The organism is Desulfoluna spongiiphila (assembly GCF_900101345.1).
Taxonomy (GTDB): Bacteria; Desulfobacterota; Desulfobacteria; order Desulfobacterales; family Desulfolunaceae; genus Desulfoluna; species Desulfoluna spongiiphila.
In genome coordinates this window covers 467015-492169 of record NZ_FMUX01000001.1, presented here as the reverse complement: position 1 = coordinate 492169, position 25155 = coordinate 467015, and the positions used below count along the sequence as shown (strand labels likewise).

The 25155-nt window shown below is 49.9% G+C and carries 27 protein-coding genes; 4 read left to right on the top strand and 23 right to left on the bottom strand.

Annotation, left to right across the window (positions count from 1 at the left end; translation table 11 throughout):
- Positions 1 to 274 precede the first annotated feature (274 nt).
- The gene (locus tag BLQ12_RS02095; protein ID WP_254781951.1) at positions 275 to 1096 is read left to right on the top strand and encodes a GNAT family N-acetyltransferase; all 822 of its coding nucleotides are present in this window, start codon (positions 275 to 277) and stop codon (positions 1094 to 1096) included.
- 14 nt (positions 1097 to 1110) lie between these two features.
- Here the strand turns inward: BLQ12_RS02095 and BLQ12_RS02090 are convergent, their stop codons facing one another.
- The 6 genes from BLQ12_RS02090 to BLQ12_RS02065 form a co-directional block, all read right to left on the bottom strand.
- Positions 1111 to 1395 (bottom strand): hypothetical protein, encoded by a 285-nt coding sequence (locus tag BLQ12_RS02090; protein ID WP_092207716.1) that lies wholly within the window; start codon positions 1393 to 1395, stop codon positions 1111 to 1113.
- 779 nt (positions 1396 to 2174) lie between these two features.
- The gene (locus BLQ12_RS02085; protein ID WP_092207715.1) at positions 2175 to 2519 is read right to left on the bottom strand and encodes a hypothetical protein; all 345 of its coding nucleotides are present in this window, start codon (positions 2517 to 2519) and stop codon (positions 2175 to 2177) included.
- Positions 2520 to 2582: 63 nt separating this feature from the next.
- Complete coding sequence (locus BLQ12_RS02080; protein ID WP_175469435.1) at positions 2583 to 3221, bottom strand: HAD family hydrolase; 639 nt, start codon at positions 3219 to 3221, stop codon at positions 2583 to 2585.
- Between the two features lie 17 nt (positions 3222 to 3238).
- Positions 3239 to 3955 (bottom strand): L-2-amino-thiazoline-4-carboxylic acid hydrolase, encoded by a 717-nt coding sequence (locus BLQ12_RS02075; RefSeq protein WP_092207713.1) that lies wholly within the window; start codon positions 3953 to 3955, stop codon positions 3239 to 3241.
- A gap of 258 nt (positions 3956 to 4213) precedes the next feature.
- Positions 4214 to 5161: a 4Fe-4S double cluster binding domain-containing protein gene (locus BLQ12_RS02070; RefSeq protein ID WP_092207712.1), complete on the bottom strand. Its 948-nt coding sequence runs from the start codon at positions 5159 to 5161 to the stop codon at positions 4214 to 4216.
- 707 nt (positions 5162 to 5868) lie between these two features.
- Complete coding sequence (locus BLQ12_RS02065; RefSeq protein ID WP_217640216.1) at positions 5869 to 6711, bottom strand: hypothetical protein; 843 nt, start codon at positions 6709 to 6711, stop codon at positions 5869 to 5871.
- A 638-nt stretch (positions 6712 to 7349) separates the two neighbouring features.
- On the opposite strand from BLQ12_RS02065, the gene BLQ12_RS28135 reads away from it, so the two are divergent.
- Positions 7350 to 7868 (top strand): DapH/DapD/GlmU-related protein, encoded by a 519-nt coding sequence (locus tag BLQ12_RS28135; protein WP_092207711.1) that lies wholly within the window; start codon positions 7350 to 7352, stop codon positions 7866 to 7868.
- A 10-nt stretch (positions 7869 to 7878) separates the two neighbouring features.
- Here the strand turns inward: BLQ12_RS28135 and BLQ12_RS02055 are convergent, their stop codons facing one another.
- From BLQ12_RS02055 to BLQ12_RS26810, 13 genes are all read right to left on the bottom strand, one after another.
- Positions 7879 to 8289 (bottom strand): hypothetical protein, encoded by a 411-nt coding sequence (locus BLQ12_RS02055; RefSeq protein WP_092207710.1) that lies wholly within the window; start codon positions 8287 to 8289, stop codon positions 7879 to 7881.
- A gap of 103 nt (positions 8290 to 8392) precedes the next feature.
- Entirely contained in the window at positions 8393 to 8857 is a 465-nt protein-coding gene (locus BLQ12_RS02050) for a GNAT family N-acetyltransferase (RefSeq protein ID WP_092207709.1), read from the bottom strand.
- A gap of 24 nt (positions 8858 to 8881) precedes the next feature.
- Positions 8882 to 9532, bottom strand: a complete 651-nt coding sequence (locus BLQ12_RS02045; RefSeq protein WP_092207708.1) for an HAD family hydrolase — start codon at positions 9530 to 9532, stop codon at positions 8882 to 8884.
- A gap of 24 nt (positions 9533 to 9556) precedes the next feature.
- On the bottom strand, positions 9557 to 10285 hold the full coding sequence (locus BLQ12_RS02040; RefSeq protein WP_092207707.1) for a class I SAM-dependent methyltransferase: 729 nt from the start codon (positions 10283 to 10285) through the stop codon (positions 9557 to 9559).
- Between the two features lie 203 nt (positions 10286 to 10488).
- On the bottom strand, positions 10489 to 11202 hold the full coding sequence (locus BLQ12_RS02035) for a flavodoxin family protein (RefSeq protein WP_092207706.1): 714 nt from the start codon (positions 11200 to 11202) through the stop codon (positions 10489 to 10491).
- A 54-nt stretch (positions 11203 to 11256) separates the two neighbouring features.
- Entirely contained in the window at positions 11257 to 11607 is a 351-nt protein-coding gene (locus BLQ12_RS02030; protein WP_092207705.1) for a carboxymuconolactone decarboxylase family protein, read from the bottom strand.
- A 99-nt stretch (positions 11608 to 11706) separates the two neighbouring features.
- Complete coding sequence (locus tag BLQ12_RS02025) at positions 11707 to 12087, bottom strand: YybH family protein (protein WP_092207704.1); 381 nt, start codon at positions 12085 to 12087, stop codon at positions 11707 to 11709.
- A gap of 82 nt (positions 12088 to 12169) precedes the next feature.
- Entirely contained in the window at positions 12170 to 12802 is a 633-nt protein-coding gene (locus tag BLQ12_RS02020) for a DUF2867 domain-containing protein (RefSeq protein ID WP_092207703.1), read from the bottom strand.
- A 695-nt stretch (positions 12803 to 13497) separates the two neighbouring features.
- Positions 13498 to 14112, bottom strand: a complete 615-nt coding sequence (locus BLQ12_RS02015; protein ID WP_092207702.1) for a cold shock and DUF1294 domain-containing protein — start codon at positions 14110 to 14112, stop codon at positions 13498 to 13500.
- A 158-nt stretch (positions 14113 to 14270) separates the two neighbouring features.
- Positions 14271 to 14723, bottom strand: coding sequence for a GNAT family N-acetyltransferase (locus tag BLQ12_RS02010; protein WP_092207701.1), 453 nt, complete (start codon positions 14721 to 14723; stop codon positions 14271 to 14273).
- A gap of 419 nt (positions 14724 to 15142) precedes the next feature.
- The gene (locus BLQ12_RS02005) at positions 15143 to 15598 is read right to left on the bottom strand and encodes a GNAT family N-acetyltransferase (protein ID WP_092207700.1); all 456 of its coding nucleotides are present in this window, start codon (positions 15596 to 15598) and stop codon (positions 15143 to 15145) included.
- 106 nt (positions 15599 to 15704) lie between these two features.
- The gene (locus BLQ12_RS26815; RefSeq protein WP_139163801.1) at positions 15705 to 16151 is read right to left on the bottom strand and encodes a hypothetical protein; all 447 of its coding nucleotides are present in this window, start codon (positions 16149 to 16151) and stop codon (positions 15705 to 15707) included.
- 870 nt (positions 16152 to 17021) lie between these two features.
- Positions 17022 to 17582: a hypothetical protein gene (locus BLQ12_RS26810; RefSeq protein WP_139163800.1), complete on the bottom strand. Its 561-nt coding sequence runs from the start codon at positions 17580 to 17582 to the stop codon at positions 17022 to 17024.
- A 650-nt stretch (positions 17583 to 18232) separates the two neighbouring features.
- Here BLQ12_RS26810 and ltrA point away from each other — a divergent pair.
- Positions 18233 to 19543: a group II intron reverse transcriptase/maturase gene (gene ltrA / locus BLQ12_RS01995; protein ID WP_254781950.1), complete on the top strand. Its 1311-nt coding sequence runs from the start codon at positions 18233 to 18235 to the stop codon at positions 19541 to 19543.
- A 626-nt stretch (positions 19544 to 20169) separates the two neighbouring features.
- On the opposite strand, the gene BLQ12_RS01990 is transcribed toward ltrA, so the two are convergent.
- The 3 genes from BLQ12_RS01990 to BLQ12_RS01980 form a co-directional block, all read right to left on the bottom strand.
- Positions 20170 to 20592: a hypothetical protein gene (locus BLQ12_RS01990; RefSeq protein ID WP_092207698.1), complete on the bottom strand. Its 423-nt coding sequence runs from the start codon at positions 20590 to 20592 to the stop codon at positions 20170 to 20172.
- A gap of 115 nt (positions 20593 to 20707) precedes the next feature.
- Positions 20708 to 21340: a DUF4272 domain-containing protein gene (locus BLQ12_RS01985; protein WP_092207697.1), complete on the bottom strand. Its 633-nt coding sequence runs from the start codon at positions 21338 to 21340 to the stop codon at positions 20708 to 20710.
- 504 nt (positions 21341 to 21844) lie between these two features.
- A complete protein-coding gene (locus BLQ12_RS01980) occupies positions 21845 to 22987 on the bottom strand; it encodes a CaiB/BaiF CoA transferase family protein (RefSeq protein ID WP_092207696.1) in 1143 nt (380 codons plus the stop codon).
- Positions 22988 to 23872: 885 nt separating this feature from the next.
- Between BLQ12_RS01980 and BLQ12_RS01975 the strand changes: the two genes are divergently transcribed.
- Positions 23873 to 24217 (top strand): DsrE family protein, encoded by a 345-nt coding sequence (locus tag BLQ12_RS01975; protein WP_175469434.1) that lies wholly within the window; start codon positions 23873 to 23875, stop codon positions 24215 to 24217.
- A 322-nt stretch (positions 24218 to 24539) separates the two neighbouring features.
- Here the strand turns inward: BLQ12_RS01975 and BLQ12_RS01970 are convergent, their stop codons facing one another.
- Positions 24540 to 24962, bottom strand: coding sequence for a MarR family winged helix-turn-helix transcriptional regulator (locus BLQ12_RS01970; protein ID WP_092207694.1), 423 nt, complete (start codon positions 24960 to 24962; stop codon positions 24540 to 24542).
- Between the last annotated feature and the right edge of the window lie 193 nt (positions 24963 to 25155).

Sequence of the window (25155 nt, the reverse complement as noted above, 5' to 3'; positions counted from 1 at the left end):
CTCAACGGCATGGAAGGCTCCGTGGTCCATGGAAGAACCGGAAAATTCAACGAAACACCCCGCTTTATCTATTCCCCATCCCCGTTTCTCATGCTTTATTCCCTATGACCTATGACCTATGACCTATGACCTATGACCTATGACCTTCCCCTCTCTTGCATAACTATTCCAAAACTATATATAGTTGCACAGGCTACTGTCAGTTATGCGCAGGAAAACATGTCCAAACCAATGAGGTTGACCTATGTCTTCATCAGCTTGTGCCATCAGGAATATGACCCGAAAAGATATGGATATCGCGGTGGAGTGGGCGGCCTTGGAGGGGTGGAACCCCGGGGCCCACGATGCCGAATGCTTCCATGCCGCCGATCCCCACGGCTTTTTTATCGGGGAGGTAAACCGCGAACCGGTTGCCACCCTTTCGGCGGTCTCATACGGAAAGACGTTCGGGTTTCTTGGCTTTTACATCGTTAAGCCGGAACATCGGGGGAAAGGGTATGGCATGCAGATATGGCGTGCCGGGCTGGATTATCTTAAGGGCCGGAATGTGGGCCTGGACGGCGTGGTCGCCCAGCAGGACAACTATAAAAAATCCGGATTTAATCTGGCCCATCGCAATATCCGGTACGAAGGGGTCGGCGGGGGACGCCTTCCCGCCCATGGGGAGATTCAGCCCCTTGCCGCGCTGCCGTTTCAAATGGTGGCGTCCTATGATCAGCGCTGTTTTCCGGCAGACCGCTCCCCGTTTTTAAGCGCGTGGCTGTATCAGCCTCAAAGCACGGCCCTGGGCGTGATACGGGATGAAGCCCTTGTCGGGTACGGGGTCATTCGTCCGTGCAGGTCAGGTTTTAAGATCGGGCCCCTCATGGCGGATACGCCTGAGGCGGCGGAGACCCTTTTCCTTGCACTGAAAGCCGGGGTTCCGACCTCGGAGCCCGTGTTCCTGGATGTGCCGGAGGTGAACCGTGAGGCCGTGGCCCTGGCAGCGCGCCATGCAATGATAACCGTCTTTGAAACCGCCAGGATGTACACGGGCGTCGCCCCTGATATACCCTTGGATCGCCTCTACGGCGTCACCTCCTTTGAGCTGGGGTGATTCCAGGAGCGGGGTTACCCGATTTTCATCTTTTCCTGCTCCTCCCGATAAATCGCCACCATGCGATCAATCTTTTCGTACTGCCGGGCGAGGAGATCCTCGGCAATGGTGCGAACCCCCCATTTTTTAAAATCGATCTGCAGGCCGTTGCCACCCGGTGCTTCGGCCCCGTTCAACTCCACGATAAAGGCCCCGACAGATGTTAAAAGGCGATGAATGTCCTTGATGGAGTCGCAGAGTTCAGCGATTTCCGAGCCGGAAAAGATCCCGGTGGTGGGGTTGGATTCCGTAACGTTCATGGCGGACTCCTTTGGTTGGCTGGTCTGTGGATGTCGAATTGAGACTAGGGGCGTGACTGATGGCGGTGTTTCAGGGCTTCATGCCATGGAAAGAGTCATTTTGGGAAAACACCGGATGGCGCTTGACTCGCACCATAAAACGCCCTTAGCTCTTTACCCTACCCGGCCACTTGCTTATCTGCCCTTAAAAAGAGACAAACAAACGGCTGGCCCGAGGAATTTTTTTAAGGGGTGTCATGCCGCAAAAAGAGAACGACCCCGCGTTTTAAAGGGAAAGGGAAAGACGCGCCTTCGGTAAGACTCAAAGGGTAGTAACAGACGTATCGCTGCAATTACCAAGGCAGACCGAGAACGCGCAGGACTCCGAAGGAGCGTCTTCCCGATCGCTAATCAGGCGCGCAGGCAGGCTCCGTCGACATGTCGCAGCTATAACGCCGGTTTAAGGGGTGTAAGGGTGCGGATGGTGAGGAAAATACGCCTTGAAATGGATCTGGGGGTGGTGTAAAAAACCGCTTAGCCATGATGACCTCCATCGAAGGTTGTTCTGGTTAGGCCTGGCAGGATGTGTCCGCATCCTGTCGGGTCGACTCTATAGGTGATCAATAACTAGTTATTACATCCCACCATAAGTTTATCATTTTGGCCTGTCAATAAATTTCTCTGAAAAATCCGTTTGTTATTCATTTTGATACGTGCGGAATCATGGCGGCTGTGCCTGAAAGCCCAGGTTCTCAAATGTTCAATCCCGTCGTTTGCAGGAGATGACGGGCCGTTCCCCTTTAGATGGGCTCTTTTTCTATCTTTGTCTTAAGCACATCGATGACTTCGGAATGGGTTTCTATGGAAAACCATTTTTTAAAAAGGGGGTAGGTGCGCTTCGGGGGCCAAGTCCGTTCATCGGTGCTCCACCCTTCGAGTTCCAGCTCAAAGATTTGATCGTATATTTTTTTAATGTATCGATTGGTTTCCTTGTCGTCGTCAAAATGAGGAAGCAGATAGGACAAGCAGTCGGTGGACAGCGCCTCAATATCCATGTGTTCATCCGAGCTCATGAGGGTATTCACCCAGTCAAGATAGGGCGTTTTAGGCTTGATGACGATGACTTGGCGGTTGATGGAATACATATGTCCTCGGTATTCATTGGTGGAGTGATGGAGTGATGGGGTGAGATACCATGGTTGCTTTGCTCAGATACCGATAAGAGAAAGAACGGACCGGGGATCCCTGAAATGGTCGACCTGCTTGCTGTGCTGAAGGCTGTTTCCCACAAGAATGAACTGATAGTCAAGCTCGCGGCTGGCCGTCTTGTCCCAGGGCCCGTCGCCGAAATAGGTTTTGGTGGCAAAGGCGTGGCTGCGGCAGCGGGATTCGGCGGTCTGCATGACCCGGGTTCTCTGAACGTGGTCGGAGCAGGAGGCAAAGGCCACGTCTGTGGGATCGAACCCGGCTGACCGGAGTTTTGCCTTTGCCGTCTCTTCCCAGCCGCCCGTGGCAAGGGCTATCTCCACATCACTTCTTGCTTGCAACAGAGTCAAAAAGTCAACGGCCCCGTCCACTTCCCGGACAGGAGAGGCCTTCAGGTGAGAGGAGACCAGGTACGTAAACTCCTCTTTGACCTGCCTGTGGAGCGCATCCCGATTTTCATGGAGCCCTTCCATGGTAATAAACTCATCAAGGATACCCGCATCCGTGATGTGTGTATAAAGCGTCCAGTCGGTGTTCAATTCAACGCCGGTTACCGTTTTTACCGCCTTTAAGTAACAGTCCGCATCAAACCCGCACGATTCGATGAGGGTTCCGTCAATGTCAAACATAATGAGGTTCACGTTGATGTTCCTTACATTCATTTCCCGTTGCAGCGTTCAAACCGGAAGTCACATGTCGGTGACCCGGTGGGGAGTGTGCCCCGTCGGGTGAAGGTAAAATTCAACCGATCTCCCATTTTGGGGTACACGACGTTGTCGATTCTGCACCAGGGGAAGCTCCATTCGGCGTTGCCGTATGCTTTGGCCACTTCGTGGATGACGCAGAAATGAATATGAAAGGAGAGGACGTTTTCCGTGTCCTCAACAATTTCGGTCTGGTGCAACCCTTCTTTTACTCCGGCTTTGACCTGGGCCTTGGTGTACTCTGCAAAGGAGCGAAAACTGTCCGGACAGGCTTTGAGGTCGCCCACCGGAACGGCAAATAAATTGACGGCGGACCCGGTTTTACGAAGGGCTGCTTCCGTTTTTTCATGGATATCCGTGATGACGGTTCGTGCTTTATCCATACCGAACCTGGATTCCATCACCTTCATCAGCGCAATAAAGTCAAAGGTGGATTCGATGACGTCCCGGGGCACTCCCCTGACCTCCAGGGCGAGCCAGTCGGTCTGTTTCATTTTCTTCACTTCATCGCGCCATTGGTACAGCACTTTCGGGATGCCCCTTATTCCGACTTCATGCCGGAGCACGCCAAGGATCTGGCTGAACATCTTTTTTTCGATTTTCTGAAATTCAGGGCTTGCAAGGGAGTCCACGAGCCCGTTTCCGTAATTTGCCATGTTTTCAACATTCATGCGATGCCTCCTTTCATTCCGGGATTATAGATGAAGATACCAGGGATGGGGAGCAACTGACCTCGTGATACGAGATGTTCATGTTGGAAAACGGTTGTTGTGACGTGAAAAGACAACAGCGTAAAAGGGGTACTGACTATGGTCAAAGCGTGGTGGTTCCCAGAGTCGATGGGAGCACAGAGGAAAGACCAAAACGTATGCAGGGGACAGGGTGACTTGCCTTGAAGGCGGCTTCCCGTTGTGTCCGGTATGCCGGTTTCAGCGGGGCGAAGGGGTTTCCGTGGGGTCACCCTTGCGGTCGCTGATGTCAAACAGTGTTTTCAGATTTCTTGGGATTCCTTCAGGCCATTGGTGCAAACCCAGATAGGTCGCCTTGTTCTGTAGTGCCATGGGGAAGTCTTCGAACGGGGTGCCGGAAAGCAGGTGGTCTGTTTCGGATTCGGTAAATTGAACAGGTCCAGTAACATAGTCTACCTGTTTTCTGTTCATTGGGCAAACGATCTGACATTTCATGCAGTCGTAGACACAGTGGTGCACTGTTTCCGGCAACCATTCCGGAAAGGGTGCGCCGCTTTCGTTTAAAAACGACAAGCATTTTTCATTATCGATTAAGAACCTCTCCTTTCGTATCGCCCTGGTGGGGCAGTTGTTCAGGCAGGCGTTGCAATCCGTGCACGATGAGGACATGGTCACGTCTGTCCACGGGTCCTCTTCACAGGGCATGTCGGTGAAATAGGCCATCAATGAAAAATTGCTGCCCATGCCGTCAATGTAACAGATGTTGTTTCGTCCATAGGCGGCAAGCCCGCTTTGAACGGCAAGCCGCTTCAGGGGAATATCCCCGGCTTCGGCAAGGTGATGGTTAAGGCCGGACAGCGCTTTTCTCAAGGCCTCTTCCGTGCGTTTAAAGTCCGGCATGACAAAGCTGAAGGATTTATAGGTTCTGCCTCTGTGTGAAAACTCCACATGGGCGCAGAAGGGGTGGGGGACTGCAATGAGAAGGATGGATTCCACAGGGAACCCCACATCCGGCACATCAAAGGTATACAGCTCATCGACGATCCATTGCTGAAAGTCGTTGAGGTCTTCAGCGTCTTGGAATCGGTGGATTTCGTCTTGCAGGCAGTGCAACCGCCGGACGGGGATAACCTTAGCCTTTTCGTTGTGGAGCAGTGCCCTGGTTGTGATGAATTGGTGTGTCTTCATGGTGTCTTTTCCAACCTTGGTCCGGATATGTCATGAGAAAACGCAACTCGGGTGACTATATGACTTGTCCTGACGCTGGTTCGGTGGGGCTGTGTCGGACAAGATGCATGGCCTCTTTGTGGTATGGAGGGTAGTACTGCCTGGTTTGTTTGGCAAGTTCTTCTTCAGTACATCAATTGAACGCATTCAGCCCGTTTCAGGCAAGGATTTTCCGAGACTCAGGGATCGGTGAATGGTGAGCGCTTCAGCAGGCAGCTTTCAAGGCAGCATCGTCTTTGTCTGTTTTCTGTGTGTACCGTACCTGATGATACAAATGGGCACAGCTGTGACCAAGTCATTGTAAGGGAAAACGATGCACAGCTCTGGGGCGAGAGCAGGAAGGGACGGTCAGCTGCAGGGTGACCGAAAGCGAAGAACGAGTATGATGGACGGGCTTGTTAGGGCTCGGCAGGAAAATAATAATACATCCAGACCTGTTGGCCATTTGAGCGGTGGCGGGAATTCACCGATCGGTAGGGGACTCATGGAATGCTATACACGCCGGTATGTGTATATTTAATGTTTGCCATAGCCTTTGTCCCCAACGGGGATGATGGTGCATGGCATCATTGCAAGTCCCATTTCAGGGCCCTTCCGGTCAGACTGCATTGGAAGGGCCCCGCCCATGACGACTTAAGCCATGGGCCGTTTGGGGTGAAACACCTCCGTCACTTCGGGAACAGCAGGGTCACGACCAGCCGGCCTCCCCAGCCTTCCGCGCCGTTGTCCGTGCTTTGGGCCCAGTATCGAGCGCCCAGGGCAAAGCTGACGGTCTGTTTTCCGATGGTAGTGACCTTGGATACAACCCCGGTAACAGGGTGGGCCCACTCTTCACCCTTCCAGTCGTAGGTGCTCTCGGTCTGGAGGAGAAATGTCCAGGCGCTTGGCAGGGTGTAGGAGATAAAAGGTTGGATGAAGGTGGTGCTGATGTCATCTCGATCATCGTCTCCGGCGCAGGACCAGACATGGTTGGTGAGGGCGCCGATGGTCCATGGCCCCTGTTGCCGAAGCGCTACCGCCGTTGGGCCGAGACCCCACTTTTCGCTGCCCAAAAGTTCATCGGTTCCGGTGGGGAGGAGGAACACCGGGCCTGCGCCCCAGATCCAGCCACTCTCCGTAGCGGTGGTGGGTGAGAAAAACAGACTCTGCAAAACGTCTCCGATGCCGGATTGGCTACCTGCACCGGGAAAAATGTCTTCCTGGGTGGTCAGGGGAATGATGGTTCGTGAGATGAGGAGCCAGCCCTCGTTTACCGCAAAGGGCATCACTGGCTGGAGGTTCATGGTCCAGCGCTCACCGTCGTCGGCCGGGCCAATGCCCCGGTCGTAGTTCAGCTGAAAGGGCACGCTGATCAAGTTGGCGATGGGGTTTGCCAGCTGTTTGGCGAGCTCTTCGTTGCTGTCCCGGGCATGGGCGGCGGTGCAGGCAAAGAGAGTGGCAAGGAGGATCAGTATCCCCAGGCTTTTTCGATAAACACGGGATGTCAATACAATGGGTGTGGTGGTGCTCACGTTCATGTCTCCTGTTGGTCTGGGAACCAGGCATATTGTTTCAGCATGCCGGTATGCCTCCATGGAATGTACAGCCAATCCCGGCTGCCCCAACGGTGTGCGCCTTCAGTGCGGGGGATTCCATAGCGATACGCGGCATGCCGAATCGGTTACACGCGGTGCTTCTGATGGCGTGTGTGTGGCCGGGTGTACTATGATGACGGGGTAATGTCCTTAATGTTCTTCCTCTTTTCTCTCTCCATGCATACAAAACCTATGGTTTCAACCAATCCCCGTCGCATGATGTGCACGTCCATGCGAATCGGCAATCGTTGAGCGCCGTTGCCCGTGAAGGGATCGCATGACGTTTGGAAAGATTGCTTGATGAGTGAGCAATTCTTACCGTGTACGATGACGCCTGTAAATCCCTCAAAAGAGGTGTTTTGAATCGGGAAAGACTACCTCTTTCGGGGTAGTAAAGAGGGGAAGGCTATGCTTTGAGGGGGGAGGTGGGGTGGTGCAGGATGTTGATAGTCAGGGGTGGGAGGTGCTAAGGTAGCCCCTTTGGCGGAACGCATGCCGATGGATCACCCGTAATTTCAAGAATGGCTTGATAATGTGACCCATGGCAAGGTGTGTCGCCCGGACCGAAGATTTGCATGGGTTTTGAAATGAGTCTTAGGGATAAATCAAAGAAGATCAGAAAAAGAACAAACAGAATAAGGAATATTGTCAAGTATTGCTTGGGAATAGATAAGTACGGGCTACTTGAAAATTCCAGAGCCGATTTGAATATAAGTAAAAATGTGACGCTGAGTAAATTGGAGCATATCCATTTCAAGGATCATATTTTCATTTCTAACAATACCTCTATCATTACAAACGAGCACAGCCCGGTTACCATCGGCAATTATGTCATGATCGGCCACAACGTCATGATCATCGGCGGGAATCATGATATCTCCAATAAAGAGATCCCCATGATGCTTCAGGGGGAAGGCAAGCAAGGGGCCATCACCATTGAAGATGATGTCTGGATTGGAGCCGGGGCGATCATCCTGGCAGGTGTGACCGTCGGAAAGGGCTGCGTGATCGGCGCAGGCAGCGTGGTGACTAAGGATGTCCCGGAGTATTGTGTTGCAGCCGGGAATCCCGCCCGGGTTGTGAAGCAAAGGTGAGGGGAGCGGTCTATGGGTATACCGGAATGTACCACTTTGGCTTCATGCGCCCGAAATCACGGCGCACGTTGTGTTTAAGGGCCTTTTTGGAATCAAGGACAAAGGATTCGTTGTACTGCCTGACAAAGACCACCCAGTGCCAGAACGGGGTGCCGTTTTCCATGCGCCATTTGATGGCCAATAAGGCCTTGTCCGGCAGTGCCTCCCAATCGGTAAAGGGGATTTCGGCTTGTTCCGCCGATACGCCCAGCTCAGACATGAGTTTTCTGACATACCCCGTCTGAGACCATAACGACTTATCGTCAGCAAAAATCCCCATGCGGTTGGCTATCTGCCTGCACTCCTGATAACCGATACCTGCTAAGGCCGCACATGCAGCAATGCCGCATCCCGTTGTTTCTTCCTGAATAATTGGTTTCATGTAAAGGCTATTTTTTGGGCTAAGTGGTCTGGTGATGGGCAATCGTGAATTTAAAATGGTTCAAGGGGGTTAGTTCTTGTTGGCCGAAGCCCAAGTGACAGAGCTAAATGGATTTTATCATTTGTAAGCATGGTGTCGCCTTGTCCCAAAAAGCAGTCGAGTCTTCAAGGGGAACGAAGCCATGTTTTGTGTAAAATTTTAGGGTCTTCATATAGCCAGGGTTCTTTGCTCTGGGGCTCAATGTTTTTACTTGAATATATTTGATTTTTTGCTTTTTAAGCTCGGTTTCTACCAGGGTGTAAAGAGTGCTTCCAACGCCGAGTCCATGAAAGTGTTTATGAATACCCAAAACATGAAGTTCCGCCGATTCGGGAAAATGGTAATTCACGGTAATGAAACCAATTACAGCATCTTCAGACCATGCGCTGAATGTACTCATATGTTGAATATCATCAAGATATGCTTGTAAGGCCTCTTCGATTCCAAACCATTCAGGGATTGATCTCAAAACCGTTTCACACTGAGATGCCAAGCCTGGTGTCCCGCTTTTGTACTGTATATTCTGCACGAACGTATGGTGTCCTCATGTGTTTTAAAAGTGGTACCGGATAACTTCAGACAGATCTTTCAGGACAATGTGTCCAAGCGCCAGGAGTTCGTCATCCGGTTGAATCATGTCCGGAACCTGCACCACGATCATACCGGCTGACACTGCCGATCTGACGCCGTTGCCTGAGTCTTCCAGGGCCAGGCAATCAGACGGCGATACGTCGAGTCTGGTTGCCGCTGTGACATATATTTCCGGATCCGGCTTTCCCTTGCTTACGAGATCACCCCCCACCACACAGTCGAAGTAGGGTAGTATTTTTGAATCCGACAGCCTTGTGCGGGCCAGCTCCGTATCCGACGAGGTCGCCACGGCCATGGGGGTGTGTGATCCCTTGAGCGTGGACAAGAGTTGCTCCGCGCCGTTTTTCAGCGGGACGGGGATCTCATCCATGACTATTGAGATGAGGTGTTCCCATTTGGTTCTGAAGGCATCGTAGGCAACTAACCCGTCAAGGGCTTTTGTGAGAATGGCCTTGCCCGTCACCGAGTTTGTACCCAGGCAGCGCTTGAATACATCAGACAGGTCCCCCAGCCTGAAATGCGAGCATGTCTCTTGGAACGATGCGTAATAAAGCCTCTCACTATCAAGCAGAAGCCCATCCATATCAAAAATCACAGCCTTGAAATTTTGCATGTTTATTCCTTGCGGTCAGGGGGCTCAGAGCCGCTCCAGTGAGGCCATGTTTGGCATGGGATGAAGCCGTGCGAGGAACTCCGCCTTGTGGTTTTCCACGAGTTTTTCTGTGTGCCAGCCGCAGCCTCGGGCCTGCTCGCTCAAGGTGTGAAAGTCCACGTGCAGCCAGCGCATCCAGCTTCCGACGTTTCCTTCGTGTGACAGTCGGAATTCCAGCTCTCCCGGGTATCCTGCCCTGTCGGTGGCGTCGGGAGCCAGGGATTCATCCACGGAATTCAACAACAGCTGCCCGCCCCGAGTGAGAAGGGATGCGCATGTTTCAAGCAGCATGGGGATCCGGCTCAGGGTCTCGCAGATACCGATGGTGTGCCCCAGCATGAGGACGGTATCGTATCGACCCCCTGTAAATCCGAAAAAATCACATTGCCTGACATCCTTTACCCCTCGCTCGGTAAGTATCCGGACGGCCTGGGGGTTGATCTCCAGGGCGGTGACCTTATACCCCTGTCGCTGAAGTTCAACGGCATGAATCCCGGTTCCTGCGCCCACAACCAGAATACGGCCGCGACACCAGGGGAGGACTTTTTCCGTCGGGTAGAATTCCTTCGGGCTTCGGAAAAATACGGAAACCGGAATCGAGGCCACTCGTCCTGTCTTGTATTCATGAACAAGCATGGCCGATGTGTCGCCCCGCCAGTAGGCGAGAAGGGCCTGTCCAAAGGGATCAAGGGCTGATAAATTTGAGCTTTTCATGGGTTTGGGTCTCACATGACAACGCCTCGTGAAACAATTTTTGTAACTATTCAGCTTATGCCTCCGGCGGCCCTGCCGGGGGCTAAACTTTTAAAAAGTTTAACAAACAGGTATTAAAAAATCTTTTTGAGTGAATTTTTACTTTAAAGGCGGATGTGATTTGACCCGAGGAACGAGGGGCAAAACGTATCCGCAACCTGCTTTCAAGGTGGCACACCTTGCCGCCGGAGGCTGTTTTTTTTGAGCTGAATATGAGGCCCCTGGGGGGGGATTTTCTGTTCAATTTGGTCACAAAATGATTTGAGTTTCAGTTTTCCATAGTCGCTGTCAACGGTAAAGGATTGAAGGGGGCGCCGGAGAGCAATCCGGGAAAACAGCCTGAAGATCCAGATTAAGTGAAGTTCATGGTAATTGCTGGATAGCCCCATTGAAGAAACAAGTGTTCCTCCGGCTTTTTCAATGTGCCGCTTCATGGGGGTAAAGATAAAGCCAAGCTCAAAGACTTTCAGCGGCGGCCCACCAAAGGTAGCAAAAGCGCTCACCGGTTTGTGGTGAAGTCCCTTGACCTGTTTAAGGTATCGCGCCACTGGATAGGAGGTGTAGGCCCACTTGGGACCACCGATACAAATATGGTCAAATCCCGACACATCCGGGAAAACAGGCGGCTGGATCTCTTCTTCCGGCTGATGATAGATATTTGCCCACCATTTGTAAAAAGATGAACTGACTAAAGACAGGCCAACCAGCGGGTATTGGTGTATCTGTCGGAAAAGGAGGTTCCAGCAATTTTTTTTGGTTACGACACCAAGGACCTCCCTTTTGACAACATGACCCCGTGATGTGAGGTTTTGGGCGATCTGATCCGCAAGCTTTTCGGTAAAACCGGTTCGGGAATAACAGGCAATCAAAATGTTCATGGGAATCCATGTTTTGAATCTAAGCCAGTCCGAGTTAATTTGCTTTGTTCTGGGCTATTGTATAATTTCTTTTTCCCTCAAATAGTCCGCGACAACAAGGACCTGACTCCAGGCCAGGGTCCCTCCCATGCTAATAGCGACTGAACACGTCTCAAATATTTCAGCTGGTGTTGCGCCAAGTTCCAAGGCTTTTGAGGTTTGAGAAATAATACAATCTTTACATCCCGCTTGAACAGCTACAGCCAAAGACATCAACCTCTTGGTTTTGGTATCTAAAGATCCATCAGTATAAACGGCATCCTTTACAGGCCCATAGTATGCTTCGACCAATGATGGCATTTCATTTTTGGTGGTTTCAAATAACTGCCACATTTTTTCTTCATACTTCAGGATTGAGTCGCCCATTCTATTCCTCTATTTCAGTAATGATAGTGATGTTTGTGGAGCCGCCGATCGAAGCGAGGGAACACGCACTGGCGCGGACTGCCAATGTGTTTGTTCTGCCTATTTGCCGATTATTTCGTGGCCATAAGAGTTGTCAATTGAGCACAACCAAACACCATGTATGTCTTTATTGAAAACATAGGTCGCCTTACGAGTGACTTCAGGATAATTTGGCGCGGAAACAACCGTGTTTGCCAATACCAATGCGGTGTCCCCAGATTCCAAAATTTCAAAGCCTTGCTGATGGACCTTCAGGCCATTTTTAAAATAAACCGCTATTGTTTCAAACGCTTTCCGTATAGCGTCTTTGCCAACAGCATTCTTCCCTGGCTCAACGACTAAGACTGCATTTTCCGAATAGATTTGCATGAGCGTACTGAAGTCTTCTGCCACGATGGCTTTATCCGCTTTTTCTATCTGTCCGATTATGGGATGTTTCATTGCCTGTCTCCAAATTTAAATACAGGTGCTCTGTTGATGAACAACGGGCGTCGGCATGGGGAATGATTTGATGTAGATCATCCTATCCGGGCACCTTTTTCGCTTCCCAGTGTTCCATGCACTTTCTGAAAATATGGGGATAGACGATGACATGGCGGAATGGCCGGATACAGCTCATGTAAAATTTGCTGAAAGCGTTTCTATACTTAATGTACACCGCAAGACGGACCTTCCACTTCCCTTCTCCCGAGGGAGACCAGGCATAATGCATTAATGCATGCTCGGTGGAATTGGAGAGTTCATGGAGCGTTTCGTCCGTGAAGGTATACACTGGCCTAAAGTCCATATAGTCTCGCGTTGAGATGTCCATCGCGCGTTCCGGAGTGTCTTTCTTAAGATCGTTTTCCTGCAAACGATCCCGAAGACTTTTTTCCCGGCAGTCCGGAATAGGGAGATTATGCATGTTATTATCTATGCGAAATAAAGCCCCGAAAACCTTTCGCAGCCTGAATAGCATTCCAGTTAAGGATCCATCATAAATGCTCTTCATCATAGGCTCAATGGCGGATTTCTGGAACAGATGTAAATCGACCCTGTCCTTTGCGCTGAATTCGTAGGGGAACTCCCAGGTATCCTCGAGTAGAAAATCGGAGGCCAAAGAACGGACCCTCCAGTTGAATTTGGTATGCGTAGAAGCCGCGGCAATAAAATCCATAATTATTCCTTTGTGAAGATAGTTTTCCTCAAAAATGATGGATCATTTTTCAGTCTTGTTACCAAATCAAATATCAGTAATGTTACCCTTTCCAGCTAACGACGCAAATAACCGGCTGGCGACTAGTGACAACAATGATTCATATGTTGGAAAAAAATCATAAAACCAACGTGTTTCAAGAAGCGCAGCTGTAAGCCAGTCCGCTGTGTACTCCCGGCATAGTCGTAATCTTATGAGGTGACCCATACGTTTAACCGGAAAGTCTTCTGTGTCTGAATCCTGCTGACCAAACAAGGATTTAGCATGAGGAATGGCTCAAAGCAAGGTTGGGGCTGTGAGGTTCCGTTCGAAGGAGGGGCGGAGCGGAACCACGGGCGGTGGCGAGAGTGACCCGTGTCAGGATGGTTGCCGTTTTTTCCGATGGGCAACGGGATACGGTAGGATACGCCGTGCGCACTGTTTAACGTTTCGAAAATCGGCAAAGGGTTAATTCGTGATGAACAATAGCAAGAGGCTTGCAAGGCAAGGGCTGATTTCCATTAGCGACGAGTGGGTGACGATTCATTACCCGGCTACGGCCCGGTTATCTTCGTGAACCGCCCGGTGCGCGACCGAAGGAAGCGCCCGTGGTGGACCCGCATGCCGGGTGGTGTGGGGGCTGGGGGAGAGAAACCCCCGGCTATCCGAGTAGCTCTTTATTTTAGTATTTTTTCTAAGGAATTTATGGTCTTTTCTAATGCTCCTGGAGATGTAAACCAGAAGAACCCAGCGCAGTTCAATACAACTGTAAACCAGAACTCAAAACGAAATGATTCTTTCGTGGTTTTATGGTTAAACTTTTGTTGAGCAATAAGAGCACCTGGCCACCCGCCAATCACTGAAAAAAAATGTAAAGTACTTTCTTGCGTACGCCACCTACCGTTTTTCGCTTTTGATTTATCGATGCCATAGGCAAGGAAGGTGACAATACTTGCTCCCAAATACAATGGGATAGAAAATTTTGGGAGTTTTCCCAGTTGAACTCCAATGGAGATACCAACCACATAGATGAATGCAAAAGCAGAGAAAACGGTGAGCTTTGTTGACTGTGGTGAAGAAAAACTGTTTTCCATGAATTGCACATTCAAAGCTCGTAAACGCCCTTTATCACCAAGTGTTTCATCATACGAAACAACCTGACCGATTTCAGGACGCTGAGACCGCTTCTTGAAAGCCTTTATATGCAAGAATACGTCATTTCCACCATTGTCTGGAGTGATGAAACCGTATCCTTTTTCGTCATTCCAATGTTTGATTGTTCCGAAATTCATAGTTCTTGTGATCCGAGGGCTAACGCTGTGCTTAACCTGGCCGGGCGAAGTCTGCAGCAGATGTCAAAAAAGGTCATAAATTCAACAAAACAAACATGTTAATATCGCGCGCGCCTATCCCTGTCTGAGTTCAAAGCATGTTGTGCGTTGATTTTAATTTATTGGATGTTTGGTAAAATTTTAGCTAAGCAAATTGATTCTTTTCGACTTTTATATTTTCCATAAGGTGGTATTTCAATAAATCCATTTCTCATGTAAAAATTAACTGCTTTCAAATTGACTCTTCGTGTGGAAAGCATCAATTTTGTGTATTTCAAGAGCTTTGCCTGATTTTCAAGTTCCTTTAAAACTTGTTTACCCAAACCGCTTTTTCTGGAATACATTCTTTTTATTTCACAACTTTCTTCATCAAATTGTCGAATTGATCCGCAAGCTATTGCATTGTCGTTTTCGTAGGCAACAATAAATTTCCCACCGTTTTGTTCAAATTCATATTCATTGAATGAACTTTTGCCACTATCTCCTGTTATACGACTCAGTATCTCACTTAGCTCATTAACCAATGAAATAGAATCAAAATGCTCTAAATTTCGTTCTGAAAATGTGATCATGGGAGTTCCAAAAGACATATAACCCTTTCAAAAAAGCGATGCCGTAGGCCCGATCGTAATGAATGAACGTTGCTAAATACGGATTATCAAAACCATTGATAACCGCAAAAAGCGAAATCCCATCCTCATGGAGTACAAAATTGGACCCTATAAATAGCTACTATTCCCCAATATCATTCGCACAAGCGTCATAATTCGCAAACGAAGCCAGTACTTTATAGCTTTTTCTATATTTTGAATGATGGTATGTTTGTCAAAGTTTTCTTGATCTTTAACTTTCATACTGGCATTTAGTGTATAGCTCAGGTACCGCCAAAGCGTACCCGCCAAGAACTTAATATACAAATTAAAATTTGAACCACAAAAGCCTTTGATAAAATGACGGTCACCTGAAGTGATGGGTAAAACTTAACTTTGTTTCATAAATAAGTAGCCATATAAACGCTCTTGGGGTTATTGGTATAATTTGAAAATGGCTCGCAATATGTAAAACCAAATTTAGCATAAAGGTTACGTGCAGGTTTGAAAGCTTCGTACGAACCGGTTTCTAAACTGATACGACTGTATTTTCGGATCTTCGCTTCTTCAAGCATGTATTCAAGCAGGTGAGAAGCGACCCCTTTTCCCAAATGTGAGGGTGCTGTTCTCATCGATTTTAGCTCTGCATGTTCAGGATTCAGTTCTTTCAATGCTCCACAGCAAATTAATAAATTTCCTTCCCAGACTGTCCAAAATGTAACCCCAGGTTTTTTTAAAGCATCAACATCCAAGGCATGCACACATCCAGGCGGTGAAATTTCAATCATATGTCGGAGGTGAGCATTTAAAAATTCAATCACCTTGGGATTGGATAAGTGGTCTTTTTTAATTATCATTGAGGACAATTCCATTCTTTGTGAACCGCCCGGTGCGGACCCGCACGCCGAGTGGTTTGGGGGCTGGGGAGAGAACCCCCCGGCTACCCGATTCAGCAAAAAGTGACTACAAACAGCAATGCATTACCATAGTACAAACTATAAACTGGTTAATTAGCAAAAAAGCTCCCGTTATGATGATGCTGAAACCTACCACTATACCAAAACGTTGCTTTGTATTTCGTTTTGAGTATAAACCCGCAATTATTGAGCCAATTACCGCACCAGGCAGTGAAAACAAATACCCAAGCCAAATTAAAGAGTCTGAGTCTTTTGAAAACACCCATGTCCCAAAAAATAACAAATGAAGCGCTAACACAATTGCCGACCCTGCCAAAATAGCTGGCCGGAATTTGAAAACTATGAGCAATCCGAAAATTCCCAATTGCGGTAGCCAAGTCCATGCAAAATTTGGAAAAAAATAATTATTTTTTGGAGCAAAAGCAATAGCCACAAATACGCTAAAAGCAACCGCATACAAAGCAAGTAAGAGTTCTTTCGTTGCGTATTTCATACACCCTTCTATATCCCGAACGCGTGGCTAAGCCGACTCAAAAAGCTGATAGGGCCACCTGTTAAAGTTACGGCAGACGTGGTTAGCTTTTTGGGGGTGGCCTTTAGCCAATTGTGTACTCCCGGCATGGGCGTAATCTTATGAGGTGACCCGGAAGTTTAACCGGGAAGTCCTCTGTGCGTGAATCCTGCTGACCAAACAACGGTTTAGCATAAGCACTAGCCTAAGACAAGGGCGGCATCGTGAGGTTCCGTCCGGAGGAGATGGAGCGGAGCGGAATCACGAGCGTAGGCGAGAGTGACCCGTGTCAGGATAGTTGCCGCTTTTTCCGATGGGGCAACGGGGTGCGGTAGGGTGCGCCGTTCGCACCGTTTAACGTTTCGAAAACCGGCAAAAGGTTAACCCGTGATTAGCGTCATGGGGTCTATAGGGAATGACGGGCCGGTGATTTGTGTTGCCGGAAATGGCGTAATCGGTTGCGCGCGTGCCCGATGGGCACGGCACTACCTTTGCCCATCTTACAATTCACGCGGTACGCATGCGTTGGGTTAACGCAACCAAAAGGATTTTCCCGTGTCAGGATAGTTGGCGCTTCTTCCGATAGGGCAACAGGATACGGTGTGTCGTGCGCACCGCCTAACATTCCGAAAACCGGCAAAGAGTTAACCCGTGATGAACAACAAGTGGCTTGCAAGGCAAGGGCTGATTTCCATTAAGGACGAGTGGGTGAAGATTCATTACCCGGCTACGGCCCGGTTGTCTTCGTGAACCCCTCGGTGCGCGACCGAAGGAAGTGCCCGTGGTGCCGCATGCCGGGTGGTGTGGGGGCTGGGGGAGAGAAACCCCCGGCTACACGATTCGCCGATATGTTTAATAAAAAACATACTGTAGCCCCGGGGAAGAGGACCTTTTCGATGGGCCTTCTTTCTTAACTCTGGTAGATTGTTTAGCCACATAACATCTAAGAGACGTTGATGGCATAGGTATAAGGGTTTCGGCTTTTTCATAAGACGTAATAGCGCCATCACCCAAGCCCATCCGCTCGCAAGAAACAGCGTACTTGAAACACACAACAAAATTGTCTGGAGAAGTTTTTAATGCGGCGGTTAATTTTCCATGTGCAGAGGCTGGGTCTCCCCATTTCAATTCTTGCTTCACTTCCTTTAGCCGAATCCTGAGTTCTTGATTTTCCGCTCCACGAACAGCAGACCTTTCAAGGAACGAAAATTCAAATTCACCACGACGTTTACCCCAAAAATACGAAACAATATAAAACTGATAAATGACAACAAAACATATTGGGAAGGATATTGGAGAAACCAAGAATATGCCGACCCTAATTGCTAATACTCCGAGAACAAGTCCAGTTCCCGCAGCCATTAATGAGTTAACGAACCAGAAATAAACGTAGTGCCCTAATTTGACTCTCATATAGTTTTGTCCGGTTCACATTATGATTTCCAAGGCGAACGTTGCCCTTCACCCGCCGGGCGGGAATCCCGAAAAAGTTGAAAGGCGATAGTGGTTGTTGTGTGCCGGGCACGGCACACGTCCTTAGAAGTGAGCCAAATGGTAGTATTATTGTGAGCGTTTGGCAAGTATTAGACCCAGCCAGGTGGAGGCGAAGGGGGTAGTGGTAGAGCAACGAGGTATCGGTGACGGTGCTTGGGAAGGCAGTCGTCCTGTTGCGACAGGATACCGTGAAGGTACGGGGTGACGTACAGGAACCGAGTTGAGGCGTGCATGAGTGGGACGAGCCTGCAACACAAGGCAAAGTCCTCTATCCACTATAAGCTCTGTCCGTATACTCGGCGTTCACGTACCGAAAGACGTGTGTTTACCCCGGGAGGTCTCCCATGTGCCCCGGAAAGTCGCGTGCGACGGAAATTGGCTGAGGGCGGGGTAACCCGCTCTGACCGCATGGGAGGAGTCAGCCGAGGGCATAGTAGCCAGAGGAAACGAGCCGGGCCTCCCCCAAAGGGGAGAAGTATACCCGGAGGACTCACCCTGGTGAAGGCCTGAATGGTGCCCGACCCGAATGGGGCGGGTAAATGAAAATGACAAGTAGGAGGTGTGTACTTATGAACATCATGCCCCAGCAGGTGGAAATGTTCGTAGCGTCGCAGATAGCCGAACGTCTGGGAGGCAACCCCCGGCTCATGGAGATGATCCTTGAGCGGAGGAATATGTTCAGCGCCCTGAAGCGGGTCCGAAGCAACAAGGGAGCCCCCGGGGTTGACGGGATGACCGTGAACCAACTGGGTGGATACCTGAGGCGGCATTGGCCCAAGATCAGGGAGGAGCTTTTAAACGGGACCTACAACCCCTTTCCCGTCCGGCGCAAAGAGATACCCAAGTCGGACGGGGGCGTGCGGTTGCTTGGGATCCCGACGGTCCTTGACCGACTCATTCAGCAGGCCATCAGTCAGATTTTGGCGCAGGTATGGGACCCGACCTTCTCTGAGTTCAGCTATGGATTCAGGCCGGGACGGTGCCAGCGTGACGCCATTTATCAGGCGAAGGGCTATCTGCTTGAGGGGTACACTCACGCCGTTGATATGGACCTGTCGAAGTTCTTCGACAGGGTCAACCACGATCGCCTGATGAGCAGGTTGGCGGCACGGGTTCAGGATAAGCGCGTCCTGAAGCTGATCCGTAAATACCTGACCGCCGGGACGATGATAGGCGGGCTGGTCGAGCCGTCCGTGGAAGGCACGCCCCAGGGCGGGCCTCTCTCGCCGCTTCTCTCCAATATCGTTCTTGACGAACTGGACAAAGAGCTGGAGGCGAGGGGGCATTGCTTTGTCAGATATGCCGATGACTTCGTGATTTACACCAAAAGCAGGAAAGCTGCGTTGCGGGTCAAGGCGAGCATCACGGGATTCATCACCGAGAAGCTCAAGCTCAAGGTCAACGAGGAAAAGAGCGCGGTCAGCAGGCCGTGGCTGCGCAAGTACCTTGGTTTTACGTTTATCAGCATGTACGGGAAGACAAAGATCCGGATCCACGCCAAATCGATCAAACGATTTAAGGAGAAGGTTCGGGAGCTGACAAACCGCAACTGCGGAAAGAGCCTGTACAGGATAATTGAGGAGTTGAACAACTACCTCAGGGGATGGTGGAACTATTATCGTCTTACGGAAGCCCGATACATCTTCAAAGCCCTGAACAAGTTGATTATCAGGCGACTTCGCTGTGTCGTCTGGAAGCAGTGGAAGAATCCAAGGACCAAGATTCGTAATTTAAAGAAACTCGGAATCCCTCATGGTCCCGCCGTTATGTGCGGAACCGCACGAAAGACGTACTGGCGCATGAGTAAGGTCAAATGGATAAATTTCGCGCTTCCACCCCGATATTTCTTCTCTCGCGGATTGTTCCTTCCGGGAGTCTAACTCCTTTGATCAGCCGAATCGCCGAGGTACGCGATCCGTATGCCAGGTGGTGTGGGAGGGCCCTTCAGTGATGAGGGGTCCTATCCCGTTAAGTGCATTGTTTAATGCATTCATGGATCTGGCCAGTTATTGATTTTTTGTTTTATTTTCTCACTTTGTTCAGGTTTTTTCTGTAGATATTGTTTCAATTCAACCAGATTACCATTACACATTGGGCATGATTTTATTACAGCTTCTTCTTTTGGGTAAACGACCTCGCAGCCTTTACATACGAGCCATTGACGTATGTTGCATTTTTTTTGGGGATCGTGTTCACGTATACAGGCATATATGATAATTCCAATACCGACCAGCGATACAAAAACACCAGTAGATTTCGGTATCATAAAGCCATGACGGGGATCCCACTCATCAAAAAAATATATCAACCCAAGAATAGTTAGCGAAAATCCTAAAATAAAATTGCCCATATAGAAAAGATATGAATAAAGGTTGATTTTGGTTGTTGGTTATTTAAGGCACTTAACGCATGGCTATGCCGACCCAAAAAGCTGCTATGTGCAACGGTTTAAATTATGAAAGACGTGGCCAGCTTTTTGGGGTCGGCCATAAGCCAATTGTTAATGCTATGCTTCCGTTGCCCTATGGCCTTGAGTAAAGAGAGGGTTTTTCATGCCCTCTTCTTGTAATTGGTTATTCTTTTTCACAATATCGATTGATTTATCCATCATATCTTTAATTGCCGAGTGATCAACATCAATGGTTCCTTCAAGCGCAATTGTTAAACTCGCAATTTCAGCAAAGTCATCTTTAGCGCGAAGATATAACCTGCCCATTTCCCAATCCTGACTCGATTCAAGTTTAGGGAGCGTACTAATTTGATTCTGCCATGCTTGTTGCTTTTGTAATGCAGCATTATTTATTCCGGCGAGAATATATTGTAGCTCGCTTGCCCGCTTCTTTGATTCTCTTATGATTGCTGCTTGATATACAGCAATCATAGTACCAATGATTCCGACAAATAATGATATAATAGATACTGAATCCATCTATTACTCCTAATCTATATGGTATGTGGCATTAACGTGCGCTTCACCGGGCGCAAAATGCGGAGCGAGGAACGAGCGAAGCTTTTTGAGATCCGTGCGCAAGCGGTTGTTATGCTTAAGTATCTAATGTTATTTCATCCCATTCTACATCTCTTAATGACCATTCAAGTGCTCGCCTACGCTCCTCTATGATGTCTGGTGGATAGTTCCATTTTCCAGTATCGAGATGGTGTTGCTTTTGCCCCCAGTTGAGACAATATACAAGGTCAAGCATATTAACGATTTCGTCTTTATTACGAAGAGAAACTGTACTTTTAAAGTCAGTTGATGGCTGCATATTTTTAAGGTCCGGGACCATTTTGACTGTATTATCACTACACCGTTCGTTAAACTTGAGATCAGATATGATATTGAGACACCATAGAAATGCCCACATTGCTTCGACTTGAACCCCAAATTTGTTTTTATCTCCGTTACCGTCATATAGAAAGGATCGTTCAAGTGGAGAAAGATTGTTTTCAATATTTTCGGATGTAACCCACTGGCTTGCCATATCTTTTTGAAAGCCATATGAATGAGCACAAACGACATTCAGTACAAGTATACGATTTACAATATCTGAAAGAGGGCGAAGTCTTAATTCTGATTCAAGTAGTGGCAATGAGAGATTCACTGGATAACCAAGGGATTTGGCCACATCCCACGAATGTTTTCTCACGTTTTTGCCATATTTTAATTTTCCGAACATTCAATCTCCGAAGCAGAACAATGATTATCCGACATTTCTGTCCCATAACACCTCCTGAGAGGTAAATAAGCACATTTCTGTCCGATAATCCGTCTATGCAAAGAATATCGGACAGAAATGTCCCATATTCCAGATATAAACGATCTTTTTGGACAGGCTCTCGTTCAATTTCAGTATAAAGGCCATGTTCACAGGCCTGATTTTTTACCCTTTATAAAATACCGTCGCGATTCTAAACCTTAAACCGGAGAGTATAGACATACGCCTCTACTACTTCGCATTCAATAAAAAAAATGAATATTCACAAGTTAAAGAAACGTCAATGGTGAGGCCTATGCTAAAAATTATGCCTCTTGTGTCATTTGACACTGTTTGAATGACAGGCCGCTTTAAAATGTCATGATCCTTCGTTGTTGTTCCTATGAGTCCTGGCACTTGGGGCGGTCTGGCTTTTCATGCTGTCTTCGCCACCCTTGACGCCGGAGGCTCATTTTATTGATCTCTTCAGGTAATACCCGCTGCTTTGAGGGCTTGGATCTCTTCCTGGGCGTAGCCCAACTCCGTCAGTAATTTGTCTGTGTCCTGGCCAAAGGAGAACGGGGGGGTGCGGATGCTTCCCGGGGTGTGGCTGAGTTTGACGGGGACCCCGATGGTCTGGACGGGTTCTCCGTGCCGGTTTTGGCAAGCCACTGCCATTTCCCTTTCCTGGAACAGTTTGCTGTCCATGGCCTCGGAGAGGGTTTTTACCGGGCTCCAGCAGGGGTCGAGGTCTTTAAACCGATGGGCCCAGTGGGAAAGGGGGTGGGATTTGATGAGGTCTCGGACGGTCTGGATGATCTCGTGGCGTTTTTCGTCGTCAAACTGGAGGGCCTCGAAGTGTTCCAGGCCGGTGGCACGGCAGAAGGCGGTCCAGAATTTGGGCTCCAGGGCGCCCAGGGCGATGAATTTATGGTCGGCGGTTTCGTAGGTGTTGTAGAAGGCGTAGCGGTGGGAGAGGAGGGTGTCGCATCGGGTGGCTGTCTGGCCGGTCTCCTGCTGGAGGTTGAGGGCCAGGTGCATGAGGGCCAGGGTGCCGTCGGTGATGGAGATGTCGATGTGCTGGCCCTGGCCCGTACGCTCCCGGTGGAAAAGGGCCAGAAGGATTCCGGAGACGGCGCTGAGGCTGCCCCCTGCGATATCGGCAATCTGAAAGCCCGGGGCGCATGGAGCTTCCTTGGAGCCGATGAGGTCCAGGGCACCTGCCATGCTGAGGTAGTTGATGTCGTGTCCCGGGGTGTCGCGGTGGGGGCCGGTCTGGCCGTATCCGGTGATGGAGCAGTAGACGATGCCGGGGTTGACGGCTTTGACATGGTCGTAGCCCACGCCCAGGCGGTGGGTGACGCCGGGGCGGAAGCCCTCCACGATGACGTCGGCCCGGGATGCCAGCTCCAGGAAGATTTTTTTACCCGTGTCGGACTTCAGGTTGAGGCCCATGTGCTCTTTGTTGCGATTGATGAGGTCTGGGAAGGCCCCCTGGGAGGCGTAGCGCGGATTCTCAAGGGCAATGACCCGGGCGCCGTGATCGGCGAGCATCATGGTGCACCAGGGGCCGGGAAGAAGCCGGGACAGGTCGAGGACGGTGATGCCGGACAGTGCTCCGGTGGTCATGGGCTCTCCTTTTGAATAGCCTCCGGCGGCCCTGCCGGGGCCAAACGTTTAGAAAGTGTAACTATTCAATTTATGCCTCCGGCGGCCCTGCCGGGGGCTAAACTTTTAAAAAGTTTAACAAACAGGTCTTAAAAAGGCTTCTTGAATGAATGTTACTTTAAAGGCGGATGTGATTTGCCCCGAGGAACGAGGGGCAAAACGCATCCGCAACCTGCTTTCAAGGTGGCTCACCTTGCCGCCGGAGGCTGTTTCTTTGAGCTGAATAGTTAATAGAAAGTTTTACAAACAGGCCTTAATAGTTCGTTTTGAATGAAGTTTGGGCCGCGACCTTCAAAAAAACCGAGAAAGATCGACCGAAACGGAGCGCTGCACTCCGGTGCGGCTTTTTAGTCCGTTGTTACCCGTGCCGCACAGGAGTGCGGCGCTCCAGGGGACAGGGGGGCGGGGGTGATGTCAATACGCCGATGGCTCAAACGATTGTTAAAACGCATTCACAACCTGCTTTCAAGGTGGCCCACCTTGCCGCCGGAGGCATGTTTTTTGTTTTGTTTTTTTTATGTCCTTTGATCATGAACGGCAACACTGAGCTGAACCGATTGCCTTTGTGTCATCGCGGTGGCCGTCTGTTTTTATTACGGCGAAAAAACCGAGATCCGACTCCTTCTTTATGGTACACTGAGAGTACTCGTGACAACTGGGTACCCGCATGATTCGGGCCTTGGGGCAGGGCGGCGTGGGGGAAGACTTTTCCGGCCCGGGCGGCCTTGCCTGTCAGGTTCATTTCCCGTTGACTGTAGACGAATGCATCCCATGTCACAATACATTATTTTTCTTACAATCCGGTGGGTAACCGTGCCATCCGGGTGCTTAGCGAAAGGGGAGCTTATGAAAGTCGTACTGCATATTGACTCCGATAAGGAGAGGCGCCTGCGCCTGACACTCAACAACATGAAGAACCTGCTGGCAGCCGTGGAAGGGCGTCCGGTCGAGGGGGTCGTCGTGGTGAACGGTCCCGGAGCCCAGCAGGTAACGGCGAGCATGGACATGGAGCTCTCGGAGCTGGTGACCAGGCTGGCGGGCCAGGGCATCGTTTTTTTTGTCTGCAAGAACTCACTGGCCCAGTTCGACATCGCTCCGGAGGTGCTGCACCCTGCGTTCAAGGTGACGCGGGCCGGGATCCTTAAGCTGGTGGAACTCCAGCGGGACGGCTACGCGTACGTCAAGCCCTGACACGGACGTGGTACGGGAAACACCTCGCAATACGGAACGCCCCTGCTCCTTGCGGGTGGGGGATGTTGTTGGGTGAGACGGGTGATTTTTCGCGGGAAAGGTATTTGCGCGGGTTTTCATGTGGGGCGAGTCAGAACAAAGAGCCATATGTGACGTTTCAGGTGCTTATCACGTTCCGCGATCGCCGACGGCCCCTTCGTGGGATCGCCGCGAAATAACGCGCACGAACAATAATACCCCGTGCTGATGGTGGCTCAGGGTATTTTGTCAAGGGCTCTGTCAAGGATCGTTTGTGCTGCATGATATGATGTATGCAAAGTAACTACTCGAGATCGCGAAGCAGCCGCTTCAAGAGCACCCGCTCTTCAAGGCTCAAATTGTTCATGGTCTCTTCATTGGCGTCGGACCGGACCTGAATGAGTTCGTTGACGATGCTGGCGTTGGCCTGTTCTGTCAGGAGGATACGCTGGACGCGGCGATCGTTCTCGTCGCTTTTTTTGGTGATCCAGCCCCCGTCGATGAGACGGTCGAGGACTCCGGACACAGTGGCGTTGTCCAGGACCAGTCGCTGGCCGATTTCGCTGGCGGTCAGGCCGTTGTCTTCGTAAATGGCACCCAAAATGAGTCCCTGGACCGTGGTGAGGCCGAAGGATTTCATGCGTTTTTTCAAGTTTTTCTGGGCTTTCTGGTTGGCTTTGGCAAGCAGAAAGACAATGCATTCGTTGTACGTGATTTGTGCAGTCATGATTGTATCCGTTGGTCAGGTGTGATGAATCCGCCAAAAGCCGGTGGCACGCGCACCTCATCTGATATCCTGCCCGGCGCATGCGGTGGCTTGGCGTCTGATGTCTGGAAATGTGGGTTGTTGGCTTTCGGAAGTGTTCCCAAGATTGATTTGTGCGCAAAGTATCCTGCAAGCTCTGTGCATGTCAAGGGAA